The following is a 16,671-nucleotide window of genomic DNA, read 5'->3' on the forward strand; positions in this document are numbered from 1 at the left end:
GGTTTCGCATCCAATTTCATTGTCCATGTCCAATGAAACAGAAAATTCGCGCGGCCATGAGAGCGATTCCGCTCAGGCCCTGGCTGACCCCATCCGAGTGCTCCTGCTCGACGATCACCTGGAAAACCTCGTCCTGCGCTCGACGATTCTGCGTAAGCACGGATATCTGACCGAGACCGCATCGACGATTCACGAGGCCATCCAACTTCTCGGCGAGATCGATATCGCCGTGCTCGATTACCACCTCGGCGCCGGTCAGTTCGGCACCGAAGTGGCCAATGCACTCCGCCGGCAACGGCCCGAGGTGCCGATCATCATTCTCTCGGCAACCCTCGAGCGGCGTTTCGGCGGCGTCGAGGATATGCACCTGCTCAAGGGCTACAGCTCCATCGACGACCTGCTCACCGCACTCCGCTCCTTCGAGGCCAAGCTCCGCGGAAAACCCGTGGTGGTCGATGCCCGCGACTTCTTTTACTCGCGCATCAGCATGGCCATGGGCGAGGACGTCTTCCTCGAAGTGCTGGACCGGGATGGCACCTGGCAATATGTCAACGAAACCTGCGCCAAGCTCTTCGAACGCTCCCGGGACTGGTTCCCCGGCCGCAACATCTTCGTCGAAATGCCGGATCTTGCCCCCGACTGGCGCGATATTCTGCACACCGTGGCTTTAACGCGGGAAACCTATATCGACCGCACCTACCGCGGCCTGCTCAACCTGCCCAGCAAGGGAGAGGAGTGGGTGTGGAATGTAGTTGCTTTCCCCATTACCCTGCACAACCGGGAAACGGGCGTCGTCGTGACAGCCCGCGCCCTGGAACGCAAGCCTACGATATAGCTTTCACCACTGCTTCAGGCATGATGGATGGCATGCGTACCGGCCCCATCCGTTTCCATATCGCTTCCGCACCCCGCGCTAGCCTGCTGCGGGTTCTTCCTCTTATTGCCTTGTCCGGCCTCTCACTCGCGCCGATGGCCTGCCGTTCCGCGTTCATTGCGGCGGACATCCGAAACGATGGCGATACTCCGATCCGACTGATCGAAGTCGATTACCCAAGCGCCAGCTTCGGCACCCAGCTGCTCGCACCCCACGCAACCTACGACTATCGCTTCAAGGTGCAGGGCTCCGGGCAGATCAGCCTCTCCTTCACGAGCAACGACGGCGTTTCGCACACCGTGAAGGGGCCGGAACTGATCGAAGGACAGGAAGGCCGGCTCAGCATGGCCATCGATTCTGCGAACCACGTTACCTGGTCTGAGCGTCTGATGAAGGCCCGCTGACGCGCAGCCGCTACTCGGGCTCAGGCATGGTCGGATGAATCGGGGCCGGTGCGGTTGTTTGCGTATTACCGGAGCTTGCAGGAGTGGACGCAGCCGGCTGCTGCGGACTTCCCTGGCTCTGCGTACCGGATTGTGTCCCTGAAGCAGTCGTGGACCCTGGCGCTGTCGTAGATGCAGATGAAGACGAGCTGTCCGTCCCCTTGGGGAACTGCACCGGTTGCATCTGCGGCGTGTTCTTGTCCGCATCGGCAGGCAGCTTCTCTCCCGGCATGCGCAGGGTAGGAGGAGCGTGCGGAGCACTCTCGCCATTTGCCGGCACCGGCGGCGCATCACCCAGCTTCACAATGCGAGTATTCTCCGCCGGCTGCGTATTCCAGTAATCACCCATCTCGTTCTGCGTGCGGATCACTGGTGGCTCACCGACCTTCGCGATCTCGACACGGATGACACGGTTGCCGTTGAAGCGCACGAATTGCACCGGTTCAGGTGGCTCGCCATAGATCCACTCCTCGAAAGGCGTCTGCCCGTCTACCTCGCGTACCTTGTCGCGCGGGGTGCCCAGAGCGCTCAATACCATCCGGTCATTCATTCCCACCAGCACATGGTGTTCGAGGATGGTCTTACGCAGGGCCGGGGGCAGTGTATCGGTAAAGGCCTGCTGCGGTGATTTCACAGAAAAGTCCACGACCGGCTTGAGCAGCGCCTCTACCTGCAGACCCGTCAGGTCCGGAACCTCATGCGCAAACTCCAGCACGATCCGGGTGCCGCTCGGCTGCTGGCCGTCGTCTGCAACCACGGGAGCCGTATAGTTTGGATCGGCTCCAACGGAAATATGGCGGAGAAACTTGTGTTTATGCTCCGGACCGCCGTTGAAATCGAGCACGATGCGGTCTTTCTCGATGCGGATATCGGTGATATTCACCCGCTCACCGGCCTTCACGGAAAGGCCGTGCGAACGAACCGCTTCCGCGTAATCCGATCCCGAGGGATGCAGCGCGCCGTTGGCATGCAGCGTAAGCGTGGTGATGGGCAGCGGGCGCATCGAAAACCCCTGCTCGGCCTGAAGAAAACGCAACAGGTCCTCGCGATTGTGATTGGTCAGAGGCTCCTGCGGCAGAGGAATACTGGTGGGCTGAAATTCGAGATAGCGCGCCTCAATGCCTTCGGGGGTGACGGTGAAGACCTGAGCGACGGAGTTGCCGCCTGAGAACAGCAAAAGAAGAACGGCGAGGCCAACAATCAAAGCCGGATTGCGATAGCAACGGCCTACGGGCGAGCGGCGAAAAAGACAGTGCGCAGAGCCGGACAAAGCGGAGGAGTCTCGCATCGCGACCTCCTTTGTGGCACAAGGATGATCCTATTCCGGAGAATTGGCAAGCCGGTTGTCTACGAGGTGAAAACACTTATGGCATAGGAGCCCGCACGTTGCCCGTAACCGCCAGACAGCCGAAGCTGCCGCTCAGGCCGACCACGAGGCGGTGCTCTCCGGCTCCGAAGACGGATGGGGCAGCGATGGCGATGCCGCTGGCCGCCAGGCCGACCGCTGCCGCAGCAGTTCCAGCACTTCCGGGTCTTTGGAGACAATCTGCCAGGCTTCGCGCACGTCGCGCACGCAGGCGATTGCCTCTTTCAGCCGCGCAGTCGATGCCAGCCGTGAGCCCTCAATGCACAGCGCGAAGATCGCCGCGTAAAACTCCGAAAGCGCCTGCGCGGACTTGCCTCCTATATCCATCCTCAGCCGCGACTGAAGGTGCATCAGGATATCGAGCGTGCGCTTGATGGCGATGCGGCGCTCGGCTATATCTCCTGCTTCAATCGCCTGGATGGCCCGATAAAGAAAACGGATCATGCCATCGTAGAGGGCGACGATCAGCTCGACCGGGTTCATACCCGCGATCGCCTTCTGCTGGTAGCTCATATCTCGTTACACCACGCTCCCTGCGCACTGCGGGACCGGCCGTCCATGCGTCTGCCTCCGCTCCCGATGGTCGCGAAACTGTCTACTTTAACCGAGATGAAATCAGAGGGAGACCGGGTCGCACCGGCTTTATGGGCCGGCGCGATCCGGCTCTATCCGTTCGTACTCTCGTTGTAGCCAGTGATCGCGCTATAAAGCTCGTTCACCTCATCCAGCTCTTCCGGAATCTCTTCCAGCGTGTAGTTGGCCTCGTTGAGCTCCGTGGTCAGGCTCGACTGCTGGGCTGTAATGTAGGCCTCTTCATTGCTGATGTTTGTCTCCAGCTCCGATTCGGTAGAGGAGTTATTCGAGATAGCCAGGCTGAGCACGCCGGTGGTACTCGAGGTTCCCAAGTTGTCGAGCACCGTCGTCAGGTTGCCGCCAAAGCTGGTATAGGTGCCGCTAGGCTCGAGGAAGTTGATGACATCCGCATAATTGCTATTCAGGACCGACTCCAGCGTGCTGGTGTTGAGACTGAGCGTGCCGTCATCGTTGGCCGTGATGCCAAGCTGAACCAGCGAAGTGATCGCATTGCTCTGCGATGAGGAGAAGGTCACCGTATCGCCAGTGGTTGTGTCCGTCAGGCTGCTGGAATTGACCGTGATCGCTCCGGCCGTGCCCGAGGTCGCATTCACCAAGCTCAACACCGCCGTGTCTCCGGAGGTGATGACCGTCGCCGTAACACCGAGATCGTCAGAGTTGATTGCCGAGGCGATACCGGAGAGCGTTTCACCCGAGGAGACCGTGATCGTCGTGGCTGTGCCCGAGCCGACCTGAATGCTGAGACTGCCGGAAAAAGTATCCGAGGTGCCGATGGAGTTAGTCGTACCGACAGCGTTCGCCGCCTGCGTGAAGTTGAACGCATCGTCGAGGCTTTCCTGCAGCTCCGCAAGCACCGGGCTGCCATAGAGCGGCTCTGCATTGCCCGAAGAGTCGTCGCCTTCCTGTGCGTTGAGGTCCGAGACGACCGTGTTATACGCAGAGACAAAGGTGGAGATCGCCGACTCGACCGTGCTGTCATCGTTGGTGATCTCGACCTGCACCGTCGTACCGGAATCGGCGCCGAGCAACTGAAAGGTTACTCCCGTGATCGCGTCGGTGACGGTGTTCGAAGAAGAGGTCTCGGAGACGCCGTTGACGGTGAACTCGGCGTCCTGGCCCGGCTGGCCCTGGGTAAAGCTGACCGAGTTGCCGTCGGCGTCGGTCAGGGTGCTGGTCAGGGTGAGGTCGCCGGCAGTGCCCGAGGTGCTGCTCGAGAGCACCAGCTCTTGGTCGCCGGAGGAGGTGGTGGCGACGCTGGCCGTCACCCCGTAGTCGCCGTCGTTGATGGCTGTGACCAGGGTCGAGAGGGTGTCGTTGGAGGAATCGATGGTGATGGTCTGGGCACTGCCGCTGCCAACGGCGATGCTCAGCGTAGTGCCGGTGGTGAGAGTGTCCGAGGAGCTGAGCGCGGTCGAGTAGTAGCTCGAGGTCTGGGCCAGCTGGCTGACCACCACCGAGTAGGTGCCGGCCTGCGCCGTGTCGTCGGCCGCGGTCAGTTCGAGGATCGAGGTATCCGAGCTCGAGCCATCCATGCTCGCCAGCGCCCCGTCAAAATCGGTCAGACTCGCGAGCGCCGTCGACAATGTGCTCAGATCCGATCCGATCGAGGTCAAGGCTGTGTCCTGCGATTCGAGCGATGTGAGTTGCGTCTCCCAGGGATCTTCGACAGTACGCAGGTTCGCCACAATCTGGCTGACCGTGCTGGTCACGTCAAAGCCCTGCCCGCTGGTGGGTGATCCGAAGGAAATGCCGACCGAACTCATAGAACCTCTCTCAGCGCCTCTATCGTCAGAAACGGTGCTCGACTTGATCCCCTTTCCTGCACGAGGCGTACCGGAGATCCGGAATGTGCTGAAAATTGTCTAAGAAAGGCCGGGGCCGCAGGCATCTGCCTGCGGCCCCGGGTTGCGTGCGGCATTACTGCAGCAGCTTGGTGACCAGCTGCTCGGTGCTGTTGGCCTGGGCCAGAGCACTGATGCCCGTCTGGTCGAGAACCTCGTATTTGGAGAGGTTCGAGGTAGCCGAGGCATAGTCGGTCGCTGTGATCGAGTTCTCCGCCGAGGTCACGTTTACCTGCTCCGTGCTCTCGACGTCGCTCACCGCGTTCAGCGCGTTGATCTGCGCGCCGGTGTAGCCGCGCTCGGCAGCCACGTCCTGTACTGCGGCGTAGACGTCGTTGAGCGCCGTTTCGGCATCGGACTGATCGGTCAGATCGGTCGTCGCAAGGTCCTCGTAGTCCGTCCCTGCGGTCGCAGCCGGAGTATAAGTCAGCGTCGAAGTTGCCGTGCCCGCACCCGAGGTATAAGTCAGGCCGGCGGAGCCGGTTGCATCGCCTACTTCGTCGCTGGCCAGCGTCGAGAGCGTCAGAGCATCGCTGAAGCCGCCGCCGGTTGTGCCGTCACCGGTGAAGATGGTGAAGGTGCCGCCGAAGACGGTTTGCCCGTTATAGGTGGTGGTGCTGCCGATGTTGCTGATTTCGTCGAGGATCGACTGGTATTCGGAGTTGGCGGCCGAGTCCTGCGCGGTGTTCAGCGTGCCGTTCGCCGCCTCGGTGGCCAGCGTGACTGCGCGGTTGAGCAGGCTGGTCACCTGCGAGAGCGCGCCGTCAGCGACCTGCAGGAGGCCCACGCCTTCACTCGCATTGGTGGAAGACTGCGTCAGAGCCGCCGAGTTGGCCGAGAGACCGTCGGCCAGCGAAAGGCCGGCCGCGTCGTCGGCGCCGGAGTTGATGCGCGAACCCGAGGAGAGCTGCGTGAGGACCGTCTGCAGGCTCGAGTCGGTCGAGTTCAGGTTGTTCTCTGCGTACATCGCGGAAATGTTGTTCAGGACACCCAAGGACATGGGGATCGCTCCTTTATGGATCGGTAGAAACCGTGCGTTCGATGGGTTCCTGCTCGTGGCGTTTCCCGGTTCGTCGCGCGGTGCGCCGGCCGGTCCGCCTTAGGGAGGAACCATGGACCCAATGCCTGTATCGGCGTGGGTTGGAGCGCCTTTATGCTTCCCTTCTGCTTTGGCACGCTACGTGCACACAGGGCCGCCGTCATGTTTCGTCATTCTTTTCTCCTCACCGCCGATAACCAGCATGGGAGGCATACGGTGATCGCCCTGACACGCCTGAACGGAAGCCGCTTTATCCTCAACAGCGACCTCATCCAGACCATCGAATCCTCTCCGGACACCACCGTCACGCTGATGCACGGGGAGAAGCTGCTGGTCCGTGAAAGCGCCGAAGAGGTGCGGGAGCTGGCCATGACTTCGCGCGCGCACCTGATTGTCGAGGCTGCGCGGCAATGCCCGAACGGACTGGTGATGATCTCCGGAGCGGCCTGGCGCAGCGCTATCGAGAGCCACCTGAACGCGGGCCTGCATACGGGCCTGGACCCGGAACATCGCTCGTAACCGCCGCGGAGAGATTGCCGAACTATGGATATCAGCAGCTTTCTCGGGATTCTTCTGGCCGTGGCCGGCATCCTGCTCGGCCTGCTCATCGAGGGTGGCCACATCGGCCAGGTCCTTCAGCCCACAGCGGCCATGATCGTACTTGGCGGCACGGCCGGCGCCGTCATGCTGCAGTTCCCTCTCACCACGGTGGCTTCCTCCTTTACCCGCGTGGCGCGCATTTTTCTGGTCCCTCGCTCGAACGGCGAAGCGGTGCTCAAACAGCTCGTCGGCTTCGCCCACAAGGCGCGGCGCAACGGCATTGTCTCGCTCGACAACGAGCTCGGCAGCATCCAGGACCCGTTTCTGAAGCAGGCTCTCATGCTGGCCGTCGACGGCACCGAGCCATCCGAGCTGCGCGCCATCATGGAGCTGCGCATCCACATGCAGCTGGAGCGGGACGACAAGATCCCGGCGCTTTATGAAGCGGCCGGCGGCTTTTCGCCAACCATCGGCATCATCGGCGCGGTGCTAGGCCTCATCCAGGTGATGCAGCACCTGGACCATATTGAGGAGGTGGGCAAAGGCATCGCAGTGGCCTTCGTTGCCACCATCTATGGTGTCGGTCTGGCCAATATCTTGCTGCTGCCTGCCGCCGGAAAACTTCGCCAGCGCATTAAAGAAGAGCAATCGGCGATGGAGATGACCCTCGAAGGCGTTATCTCCATCCTCGAAGGCATGAACCCCAACATGATGGAAATCAAGCTGAGCGCCTTCCTGGGAGGAACGCATGCGGCCCCGGGCAAACCGACAAAAGTGACACGGGGCGCCGCATGAGACGCAGGGAACGCCGCAAGGGGCATGTGAACCATGAACGCTGGCTGGTCTCCTATGCTGATTTCATTACCCTGATGTTTGCCTTTTTCGTGGTGCTCTACGCGAGCTCGCAGGCCGATAAGCGGAAACAGGCCGAGGTCTCGCAATCCATCAACGAAGCCTTCCGTGCCCTCGGTCTCTTCAAGAATGCTTCCGTCGTCAGCAGCAAACAGGCGCTCTCTGCGGCCAAGGATGACGCCGTCTCCCCGGTCAATGTGGTCCTGGGAGAAGATCTGAATGCGCCCGAAGATGTGAAGCGCGATCTCGAGCGTATCCAGCATCAGCTCGAAGGCCGTCTCTCCGACCAGATCGCCCATCATGTCGTCGCGCTCAAGCTCGGCCGCGACGGGCTGGTCATCTCCCTGCGCGAGGCCGGCTTTTTTCAGAGCGGCTCCGCTACGCCGAACCCCGGCTCCATCGGGAGTCTCGACCAGATTGGCGAGACGCTCTCCAGCGTTCCGTACGACATCCGCATCGAAGGCCACACCGATAACATTCCCATTCACACCGGCCAGTTCGCCTCCAACTGGGAGCTCTCCACCACCCGGGCCACGGCCATGGCCGAGCTTTTCATCGACCGCTACCACATGGTGCCGGGGCGGCTTTCCGCCTCGGGTTATGCGGAATTTCACCCCGTAGCCTCGAACGATACGGAAGACGGACGCTCGCAGAATCGGCGCGTGGATGTCATCGTCCTGTCCAGAATCAGCATTCCGAATGCGCCGGGACAGGCTCCACCCGGCTCCGCGGCTGCGGCATTGGCTCCGCCGGACAGCGCGGCAGGCGCACAGCCCGCCGCGAAACCCAAATAGCTCCAGCCATTTCTAACTTGCGTCCTGAGCGACAGAGAGATTCAAAGCCATGCGGGATCGGCATCGTCGCTTCCCACCCAAGCTTCGCTTAGGTGGGAGCACCCTTCTTCTGCTGCTCCAGACATCCCATAATGCGACCGGCGGGAGCAAGGGCCGCATGCAAAAGGCGCACGGCCAGTTCCCTGTGCGCAGAAGTAGAATGAGCTCATGCCACCGGAGCACGCCGCTGAAGCTGGGAACGACGCTCTGAACCATTACGACCGGGCGCTCGATGCGCTCGCCGAGGGTCATGTCCCCGCGGCGATTGCGTCCTTCCGCGCTTCCCTGGCAGCCAATCCCGCGTTTTCCGATGCCCGCCATGGCCTGATCCACGCACTGCGCGATGCAGGCAAACTCGACGAAGCGATTGCCGAAACCCAGGCTCTGATCGTCGACCATCCCGACGATCCCCTTGGCTATACCAGCCTGTCCATTCTGCTTCAGCAACAGAACCGCATCGAGGAGGCCGAGGCGGCGGCGCTCAAGGCCAAACTCGCAGGCTGGAAAGAGCAACTGCGGCAGGAGTCTGCGCTTCCTGCCTCGTTCGGCCAGCAGAACCAGTCATGACCTCGCGCCCTGCGCAGCGTTCCTCACGAGAATCCGCCGCGGTCTCGGCAGATCACGCTCGCCGTCTGCGCGCACTCTATCGCCATCTGGCGAAGCATTTTGGGCCGCTCGGGTGGTGGCCCGCGGAAAGCGCCTTCGAAGTGATCATCGGCGCCTATCTCACGCAAAACACGGCGTGGACTTCGGTCGAGCGCTCGATCGCCAACCTGCGCGCATACAGCGCGCTGACTCTCGAAGGCGTGCGCAAGATGCCCGTTGAAACGCTGCTGCTGCTGATCCGCCCCTCCGGATACATGATCCGCAAGGCTGCTGCGCTCAAAGCCTTCGTCGCATGGCTCGATGCGCACTACGCAGGCTCGCTCGATGCCCTTGCCAGCGTTCCCATGGAGCAGGCCCGCCTAGAGCTGCTGGCGCTTCCCGGCGTCGGTCCCGAGACTGCCGACGCCATTCTGCTCTACGCCCTGCACCAGCCTGCCATGGTCGTCGATGAGTACCTGCGCCGTATTGTCACCCGCCACGGCCTGCTGCACGCAAAGCCGCGCCACGAGAAGATCCAATCGCTCGCCGTCGCGGCATTTCATGACGATGCTCCCAATTCGCTTGTGCGCCACTTCAATGAGTTTCATGCTGTCGTTGTCGAAGTCGGAAAGCGCTGGTGCCGTCCTGTTCCTCGCTGCGCAGATTGCCCGCTTGCCTTCGATCTCGCTCACATCGGCGGCAAACCCGTCGGCAACGCGCCTCCAGCCACGAAACCGAAGCCGATATCCTGAAGGTGGCCATGCTGAATCTCTTCCTTGCCACTACCAATGCCGGTAAGCTGCGCGATTTCGCCGCCGCCGGGCTCGATAACGTCGTCCTTGAAGCTCTTCCAAACCTGAAAGAGCTTCCCGTTCCCGAAGAAAACGAAGACACCTTCGCCGGAAATGCCACGATCAAGGCCGTTGCCTACAGCCGCCATGCTCCAGGGCTGATCGTCCTTGCCGATGACTCCGGCCTTGAGGTCGATGCCCTCGACGGCCAGCCTGGCGTGCGCTCCGCCCGCTATGCCGCCGATGCCGCGTTCTCCGTGACCGGCGTTGCGGATTCCGACGCTCTCAACAACCTGCTGCTGCTCGAGCGCCTTCACGGCATTCCCGAGGGCCGCCGCACCGGCCGCTATCGCTGCGTCCTCGCAGCCGCGCGCAACGGCGAACTTCTCCTCACCGCCGACGGCACCGTCGAAGGGACGATCCTTGAAGCCCCGCGCGGTACCGGTGGCTTCGGATACGACCCCCTCTTCTTCGTCCCGGAATACAGCCAGACCATGGCCGAGCTCGATCCAGTCATCAAAATCGCCATCAACCACCGCGGCCGCGCCCTTGCGCAGCTGCTCAATGGGCCATTCCGCCTGGGGAGTTGATATTCCTCCGCTGAAACCCGGACCAATCCGGTCGCAGCCCGTTTTCTTGACGGGCCTTGTAAGAAGAACAAATAATGGGTGTTGATCCTTTCACAGATCAACTAGTTTTGCTGATGCAGCCCTGCCATGGGTCCGTGTCAACATCCGCCGCGCGTTTCAGCCTCCGGAACTGCTTCCGGTTCCCTGTCGTTCGGCCGTCATGCGTCTTCGTGTTAACCCTGGTTTCCGAGGACGAACATCCATCATGCGGATGATTCCGCCAGCCGGTACTCAAGGAGTGCGACTGTGAGTGCAGCAACCGCGGTGAACGTCGGCGAAGGCCGCGCGCCCAGCTTCTGGCAATCGACCAACGGCAAGAAGGCCGTCATGGCCGTCACCGGAGCGATCCTCTTCCTCTTCATCGTCGGCCACGTGGCCGGCAACCTGCAGATCTTCGAGGGCCGCGACAAGCTCAACGCCTACGGCCACTTCCTGCACAGCATCGGCGAGATCCTGTGGGTCGTGCGTGCGGTGCTGATCCTCAGCATCATCCTGCACATCGTCGCGACCATCCAGCTCGCGCTGCGCAACAAGGCCGCCCGCCCGGTCAGCTACTCCCGCAAGAAGGCGATCAACTCCTCCTACGCCTCGCGGACGATGTACTGGAGCGGCCCCATCGTGCTGGCCTTCGTCATCTTCCACCTGCTGCAGTTCACCGCCGGCTACATCCATCCCGAGTCGCAGTTCATCGAGGGCGATGTCTATCACAACGTCGTCGCCGGCTTCCAGGTGTGGTGGGTTTCGGTCTGGTACATCTTCTCTGTCAGCCTTCTCGGACTGCATCTGAGCCACGGCATCTCAAGCCTCTTCCAGTCGCTGGGTTTGCACCATCCGAAGCACACCGCTCTGCTCAAGAAGGCGGCGGTCGTCATCGCGCTGCTCATCACCCTTGGCTACATCTCCATTCCGATTAGCGTTCTGCTGGGGTTCGTAAAGTAATGACACTCGATTCGAAGCTTCCTTCCGGGCCGATTGAAACCGCGTGGCAGCGGACCAAGTTCGACCTCAAGCTGGTCAATCCGGCCAACAAGCGCAAGCACACCCTGATCGTAGTCGGCTCCGGCCTGGCCGGCGGCTCCGCCGCCGCGACGCTCGGCGAGCTCGGCTACAACGTCAAGTGCTTCTGCTTCCAGGACTCGCCCCGCCGCGCGCACTCTATCGCCGCGCAGGGCGGCATCAATGCCGCCAAGAACTACCAGAACGATGGCGATAGCGTCTATCGCCTCTTCTATGACACGGTGAAAGGCGGCGACTTCCGCGCCCGTGAAGCCAACGTCTATCGCCTTGCCGAGATCTCGGTCTCGATCATCGACCAGTGCGTAGCGCAGGGCGTGCCCTTTGCCCGCGAGTACGGCGGCGCGCTTACCAACCGGTCGTTCGGCGGCGCGCAGGTCTCGCGTACCTTCTATGCCCGCGGACAAACGGGTCAGCAGCTTCTGCTCGGCGCGTATCAGGCTCTCGAGCGCCAGGTAAATGCCGGCACCGTCACCATGTATGCCCGCACCGAGATGCTCGACCTCATCGTCATCGACGGTCGCGCGCGCGGCATCGTGGCCCGCAACCTGATCACCGGCGAGACCAGCATCCACATTGCCGACGCGGTCATTCTTGGCACGGGCGGCTATGGCAACGTCTACTACCTCTCGACGAATGCCAAGGGTTCGAACGTGACGGCGAGCTGGCGCGCGCACAAGCGCGGCGCACTCTTCGCCAATCCCTGCTACACGCAGATCCACCCCACCTGCATCCCCGTCTCCGGCGACTACCAGTCGAAGCTCACGCTCATGTCGGAGTCGCTGCGTAACGACGGACGCATTTGGGTACCGCTCCAGAAGGGCGACAAGCGCTCCCCCGACCAGATCCCCGAGGCCGAGCGCGATTACTACCTCGAGCGCCGCTATCCCAGCTTCGGCAATCTCGTACCGCGTGACGTGGCTTCGCGTAACGCGAAGGCCGTCTGCGATGAAGGCCGCGGCGTAGGCGAATCCGGCCTCGGCGTCTATCTCGACTTCACCGATGCCATCAAGCGCCTCGGCAAGCACACCATCCAGGAGCGCTACGGCAACCTCTTCGACATGTACCAGCGCATCACCGACGAGGACCCCTACAAGGTTCCGATGCGTATCTACCCCGCCATTCACTACACCATGGGCGGTCTCTGGGTGGACTACCACCTGCAGAGCTCGATCCCTGGCCTGTTCGTGGTGGGCGAGGCCAATTTCTCCGACCATGGCGCCAACCGCCTTGGTGCCAGCGCGCTGATGCAGGGGCTCTCCGACGGCTACTTCGTCATTCCCTACACCATCGGCAACTACCTGGCCTCGACCAAGCTGCCCAAGGTCGATGCGTCGAACCCTGAAGCACAGGCTGTGCTCGGCGGCGTGCGCGAGTCGATCCAGAAGCTGCTCTCCATCAAGGGCAAGCGCACCGTCGACTCCTTCCATCGCGAGCTCGGCAAGATCATGTGGGACTACTGCGGTATGTCCCGCACCGCCGAAGGCCTCAAGGAAGCCATCGCGAAGATCGATGTGCTGCGCGAAGAGTTCTGGACCAACGTCAACGTGCCTGGCTCGGGCGATGACCTCAACCAGAGCCTGGAAAAGGCCGGCCGCGTGGCCGACTTCTTCGAGCTCGGCCGCCTGATGTGCGTCGATGCTCTCGAACGCAATGAGTCCTGCGGTGGGCACTTCCGCGAGGAATACCAGACCCCCGACGGCGAAGCCCAGCGTGATGACGAGCATTATTCCTATGTCGCAGCGTGGGGCTACACAGGGGTAGGACAGCATCCGGAACTCAACAAGGAAGCGCTCGAGTTCGACTACGTTCATCCCAGCCAGAGGAGCTACAAGTAATGAAACTGACCCTGAAAATCTGGCGCCAGAAGAGCAACGGTGACAAGGGCAAATTCGTCACCTACGCGATGAACGACGTCAACCCCGAGATGTCGATGCTCGAATGTCTCGATGTGCTCAACGAAACCCTCATCGAGAAGGGTGAAGAACCCGTTGCCTTCGAGCACGACTGCCGTGAAGGCATCTGCGGCTCCTGCGGCTTCATGATCAATGGCGTGGCCCACGGCCCTGAGCGTGCGACCACCGTCTGCCAGCTCACCATGCGCCACTTTAAGGATGGTGAAGAGCTGGTCGTCGAGCCGTGGCGCGCCGCGGCATTCCCGCAGATCAAGGACCTGGTCGTCGACCGCCGTGCCTTCGATCGCATCATTGCCTCGGGCGGCTATGTGTCGGTTTCGACCGGCAACGCCCCCGACGGCAACGTGCATGCCATCGGCAAGGAGATCGCTGACCGCGCCATGGATGCCGCCGCTTGCATCGGCTGCGGAGCCTGTGTTGCGGCCTGCCCCAACGCTTCGGCGGCGCTGTTCACCGGAGCCAAGATCTCCCACCTCGGTCTCCTGCCCCAGGGCAAGCCCGAGCAGGATCGCCGCGCCGTCAACATGGTCTCGCAGCTCAACACCGAGCTTTTCGGCAGCTGCACCAACATCGGCGAGTGCACCGCCGCCTGTCCCAAGGAAGTACCGCTCGAAGTTATCGCCATGATGAACCGCGATTACGTGCGCGGCAGCTTCAACAAGCGCGACGACGAGATCAAGGTGACGCAGCCGGTCACGGGCTGGGCCAACGGCACCAAGTAATCTGTCCCCAACCCAAAGAAAAACTCCCGCATACGCGGGAGTTTTTCTTTGCCTGCTCGTGTTTCCTACTCGTTGCGCAGCGCCGAGATCGGGTCTACTCGTGCGGCCTGTACCGCGGGAGCCATGCTGGCGATCAGTGCGAGGAAGGCCACCAGTAACGCAACCGCAATGTATGTGACGGGGTCGAGCGCCTTCACGCCATAGAGCAGGCTCGCGACATACCGCGTCAGCAGCGCCGATACGGCGAGGCCGATCGCCAGTCCTACCGCAGCGAGACCTACACCTCGCTGCAGCACCAACCGCAGCACATCGCCACGCTGCGCACCCAGCGCCAGCCGCAGCCCCATCTCATTCGCCCGCTGCGCCACCATGTAGGCCAGCACACCGTAAAGACCAACACCAGCCAGCAGCAGTGCCATGCCCGCAAAAGCGCCCAGCAGCACCATCTGGAATCGCCGCGCCGAAGCCGCACCCGAGAGCAGGTCCTCAAGCGTATGCGCATCGTAGAGCGGCACATCGCGCCGCAACCCTGCCACCTGCGCACGCACCGCCGGGATCAGCGGCACGGGATCTGCTGCCGTACGCACCACCAGCAGCGGCGGTGTGATCGCGCATTGCGCAATCGGGATATAAATCGCGGCCGGCGCTACTTCAGTCAGGCTGTGTCCCTTCACATCTCCCACCACCGCGATGATCCGCCGCATCGGGTGCTCGTGCAAACCATCCGAAAGGAAGGGCTGGATCATTTTGCCCACCGGATCTTCGTTCGGGTAAAACTTCTTTGCGAAAGCCTGGTTAATGATAGCCACCGGCTGCCCGTCGCTGTTATCTACCGCGCCGAAATCGCGCCCCTCGAGGACCGGAATGCGCAGCGTATGGAAGAAGTTCGGAGTAATCAGGCTCGTGTCCACGATCGGCCGGTCGCCTGGAGCCACCGGCTTCCCTTCGAAGGCGACATCCACACCGATACCGCTGTTCGAGAGCGGCACCGGGAAGGCCGCAGCCACCGACCGCACGCCCGGCAGAGCTGCGACTTTCGGCAAAAGCTGGTCATAGAACCTCACCACTCCCGTGGTGAAATCCTTGTCTCCCGGGTAGTCCAGCCGCGCAGTCAGGACATTGCGCTTGTCGAATCCCGGATCGATCGCCGTTACGCGCAGAAAACTGCGCAGGAAGAGCCCTGCCGCCACCAGCAGCACCAGCCCCAACGCTGTCTCCGTGATGACCAGAGCCGCGTGCATACGCTGCTGGCCACGGCCAGCCGTCACGCTGCGCGTGCTGTCTCGCAGCGCCAGCGAAGGATCCAGTTTCGACATCCGCCATGCAGGCAACACGCCGAAGAGCAGCCCCGTCAGCACCGAAACTCCGATGGCAAACGCCAGCACACTCCCATCCACGGTCAGAGTGTCCAACCTGGGCAGATTCTTCGGCAAAAGCCCGCGTATCGCCTCCAGGAACAGCGTCGAGAACGCCAGTCCCACGGCACCGCCGAGCAGCGACAAGGTCAGGGATTCAACAATGATTTGCCGCATGATCTCGACGCGGCTTGCGCCCAGGGCCGCCCGCAACGCGATCTCTCCACGCCGCTTCGCAGCCCGCGCCAGCAACAGTCCGGCCACATTTGCGCAGGCAATCAGCAGCAGCACTCCCACTGCCGCAAACAGCATCCGCAACGCAGGACGCACGTCCCCGACCATGTGATCAAGCTCTGGTGTAACGACCGCCGAGGTAAAGTGCTTATTTGTATCTGGATAGGCGATGGCCAGGTGTGCGTCGATGTTGCTCAGCTCCGCCTGCGCCTGGGATGGCGTCACACCTTCTTTCAGCCTCCCGATCACGAAGAGCATGTTCATGCCGCGCTGCGCCGTCATCGGTTTCCCGCCTTCCGGGTCAAACGAGTCATCGGCCAGAGTGGTCCAGAGCTGCGGCGCAGGGTTGACCAGGGGAAATATCACGCCTGTCGGCATCACACCGGCGACTGTGTACGCATCGTTCCCGAGTCTGATCGTGCGGCCTACAATATCCGGATTGCCCCCGAAGGCGGAGAGCCACAGCGCGTGGCTGATCACCACGACATGCTGCCCGGCCTGCTCATCGGTTCGCGTAAAGTCGCGCCCCAGCGCCGGGCGCACACCCAGTACCCGGAAGAAGTCAGACGACACGACAGCTCCATCCAGTTCCTGCGCCTGCCCGTAACCGGTAAGCGTATAGGAACTGTCGCGATATGTGGCCATCTCCTCAAACGAATGGCTTTGTAAGCGCCAATCGAAGAAATCGGGGTAGCTCAGGGTGTTCGGCGTGACCATGCCGCCGTTATGGAAATTATGCTCGGCCCACATCAGCCGTTCGGAGTGCGGAAACGGCAATGGCCGCAACAGGACCGCATTCACCAGGCTGAAGATCCCTGTCGCAGCCCCGATACCCAGGGCGAGGGTGAGCACAACGGTGAGCGAAAATCCCGGATTCTTGCGAATCTGGCGGGCAGTGAGCCGGAGTTGAGAAAGGAGAGTGTGCATGGCGTCGGAATGGAAGAGTGCACGCAGCGTGCCAGCCTGCGCAGCCCTAAGTGATTGATTCTGGGCGCAAATATCCTGAGGTGAATACCGCATTTGTCCGCTTTCGGAGCGAACTG

At 61.9% G+C, this 16,671-nt stretch carries 16 protein-coding genes; 11 read left to right on the plus strand and 5 right to left on the minus strand.

What is annotated here, in order from left to right; genetic code table 11:
* The first annotated feature begins 25 nt into the window (after positions 1-25).
* Complete coding sequence (locus ESZ00_RS11770; RefSeq protein WP_129208466.1) at positions 26-835, plus strand: response regulator; 810 nt, start codon at positions 26-28, stop codon at positions 833-835.
* A gap of 32 nt (positions 836-867) precedes the next feature.
* The gene (locus ESZ00_RS11775) at positions 868-1,278 is read left to right on the plus strand and encodes a hypothetical protein (RefSeq protein ID WP_229741208.1); all 411 of its coding nucleotides are present in this window, start codon (positions 868-870) and stop codon (positions 1,276-1,278) included.
* Between the two features lie 10 nt (positions 1,279-1,288).
* On the opposite strand, the gene ESZ00_RS11780 is transcribed toward ESZ00_RS11775, so the two are convergent.
* From ESZ00_RS11780 to ESZ00_RS11795, 4 genes are all read right to left on the minus strand, one after another.
* On the minus strand, positions 1,289-2,605 hold the full coding sequence (locus tag ESZ00_RS11780) for a hypothetical protein (protein WP_129208467.1): 1,317 nt from the start codon (positions 2,603-2,605) through the stop codon (positions 1,289-1,291).
* A 132-nt stretch (positions 2,606-2,737) separates the two neighbouring features.
* Positions 2,738-3,196, minus strand: coding sequence for a flagellar export chaperone FliS (gene fliS, locus ESZ00_RS11785; protein ID WP_129208468.1), 459 nt, complete (start codon positions 3,194-3,196; stop codon positions 2,738-2,740).
* Between the two features lie 152 nt (positions 3,197-3,348).
* A complete protein-coding gene (fliD, locus tag ESZ00_RS11790; protein WP_129208469.1) occupies positions 3,349-5,040 on the minus strand; it encodes a flagellar filament capping protein FliD in 1,692 nt (563 codons plus the stop codon).
* A 154-nt stretch (positions 5,041-5,194) separates the two neighbouring features.
* Positions 5,195-6,118 carry a flagellin N-terminal helical domain-containing protein gene (locus ESZ00_RS11795; protein WP_129208470.1) on the minus strand — a complete coding sequence of 308 codons (924 nt, stop codon included), beginning with the start codon at positions 6,116-6,118 and terminating at the stop codon, positions 5,195-5,197.
* A gap of 201 nt (positions 6,119-6,319) precedes the next feature.
* On the opposite strand from ESZ00_RS11795, the gene ESZ00_RS11800 reads away from it, so the two are divergent.
* The 9 genes from ESZ00_RS11800 (at position 6,320) to ESZ00_RS11840 (ending at position 14,039) form a co-directional block, all read left to right on the plus strand.
* Positions 6,320-6,676, plus strand: coding sequence for a flagellar FlbD family protein (locus ESZ00_RS11800; RefSeq protein WP_229741209.1), 357 nt, complete (start codon positions 6,320-6,322; stop codon positions 6,674-6,676).
* A gap of 24 nt (positions 6,677-6,700) precedes the next feature.
* Positions 6,701-7,492, plus strand: a complete 792-nt coding sequence (locus ESZ00_RS11805; protein WP_129208471.1) for a flagellar motor protein — start codon at positions 6,701-6,703, stop codon at positions 7,490-7,492.
* The gene (locus ESZ00_RS11810) at positions 7,489-8,343 is read left to right on the plus strand and encodes a flagellar motor protein MotB (RefSeq protein WP_129208472.1); all 855 of its coding nucleotides are present in this window, start codon (positions 7,489-7,491) and stop codon (positions 8,341-8,343) included. The genes ESZ00_RS11805 and ESZ00_RS11810 overlap by 4 nt, the downstream gene beginning before the upstream one ends.
* A 207-nt stretch (positions 8,344-8,550) precedes the next feature.
* Positions 8,551-8,949, plus strand: coding sequence for a tetratricopeptide repeat protein (locus ESZ00_RS11815; RefSeq protein ID WP_129208473.1), 399 nt, complete (start codon positions 8,551-8,553; stop codon positions 8,947-8,949).
* The gene (locus tag ESZ00_RS11820) at positions 8,946-9,719 is read left to right on the plus strand and encodes an endonuclease III domain-containing protein (protein ID WP_129208474.1); all 774 of its coding nucleotides are present in this window, start codon (positions 8,946-8,948) and stop codon (positions 9,717-9,719) included. Before ESZ00_RS11815 ends, ESZ00_RS11820 begins: the two co-directional genes overlap by 4 nt.
* 8 nt (positions 9,720-9,727) lie before the next feature.
* Positions 9,728-10,348 carry a non-canonical purine NTP pyrophosphatase gene (locus tag ESZ00_RS11825; RefSeq protein ID WP_188590864.1) on the plus strand — a complete coding sequence of 207 codons (621 nt, stop codon included), beginning with the start codon at positions 9,728-9,730 and terminating at the stop codon, positions 10,346-10,348.
* Positions 10,349-10,633: 285 nt separating this feature from the next.
* Entirely contained in the window at positions 10,634-11,326 is a 693-nt protein-coding gene (locus tag ESZ00_RS11830) for a succinate dehydrogenase cytochrome b subunit (RefSeq protein ID WP_229741210.1), read from the plus strand.
* Positions 11,326-13,239, plus strand: a complete 1,914-nt coding sequence (locus ESZ00_RS11835) for a fumarate reductase/succinate dehydrogenase flavoprotein subunit (protein ID WP_129208475.1) — start codon at positions 11,326-11,328, stop codon at positions 13,237-13,239. Before ESZ00_RS11830 ends, ESZ00_RS11835 begins: the two co-directional genes overlap by 1 nt.
* Positions 13,239-14,039, plus strand: coding sequence for a succinate dehydrogenase/fumarate reductase iron-sulfur subunit (locus ESZ00_RS11840; RefSeq protein ID WP_129208476.1), 801 nt, complete (start codon positions 13,239-13,241; stop codon positions 14,037-14,039). Before ESZ00_RS11835 ends, ESZ00_RS11840 begins: the two co-directional genes overlap by 1 nt.
* Positions 14,040-14,104: 65 nt before the next feature.
* On the opposite strand, the gene ESZ00_RS11845 is transcribed toward ESZ00_RS11840, so the two are convergent.
* Positions 14,105-16,648, minus strand: a complete 2,544-nt coding sequence (locus ESZ00_RS11845; RefSeq protein ID WP_229741211.1) for an ABC transporter permease — start codon at positions 16,646-16,648, stop codon at positions 14,105-14,107.
* Positions 16,649-16,671: the final 23 nt, after the last annotated feature.

The sequence above is a fragment of the Silvibacterium dinghuense genome (genome assembly GCF_004123295.1).
In the GTDB taxonomy this organism is placed as follows: Bacteria; Acidobacteriota; Terriglobia; order Terriglobales; family Acidobacteriaceae; genus Silvibacterium; species Silvibacterium dinghuense.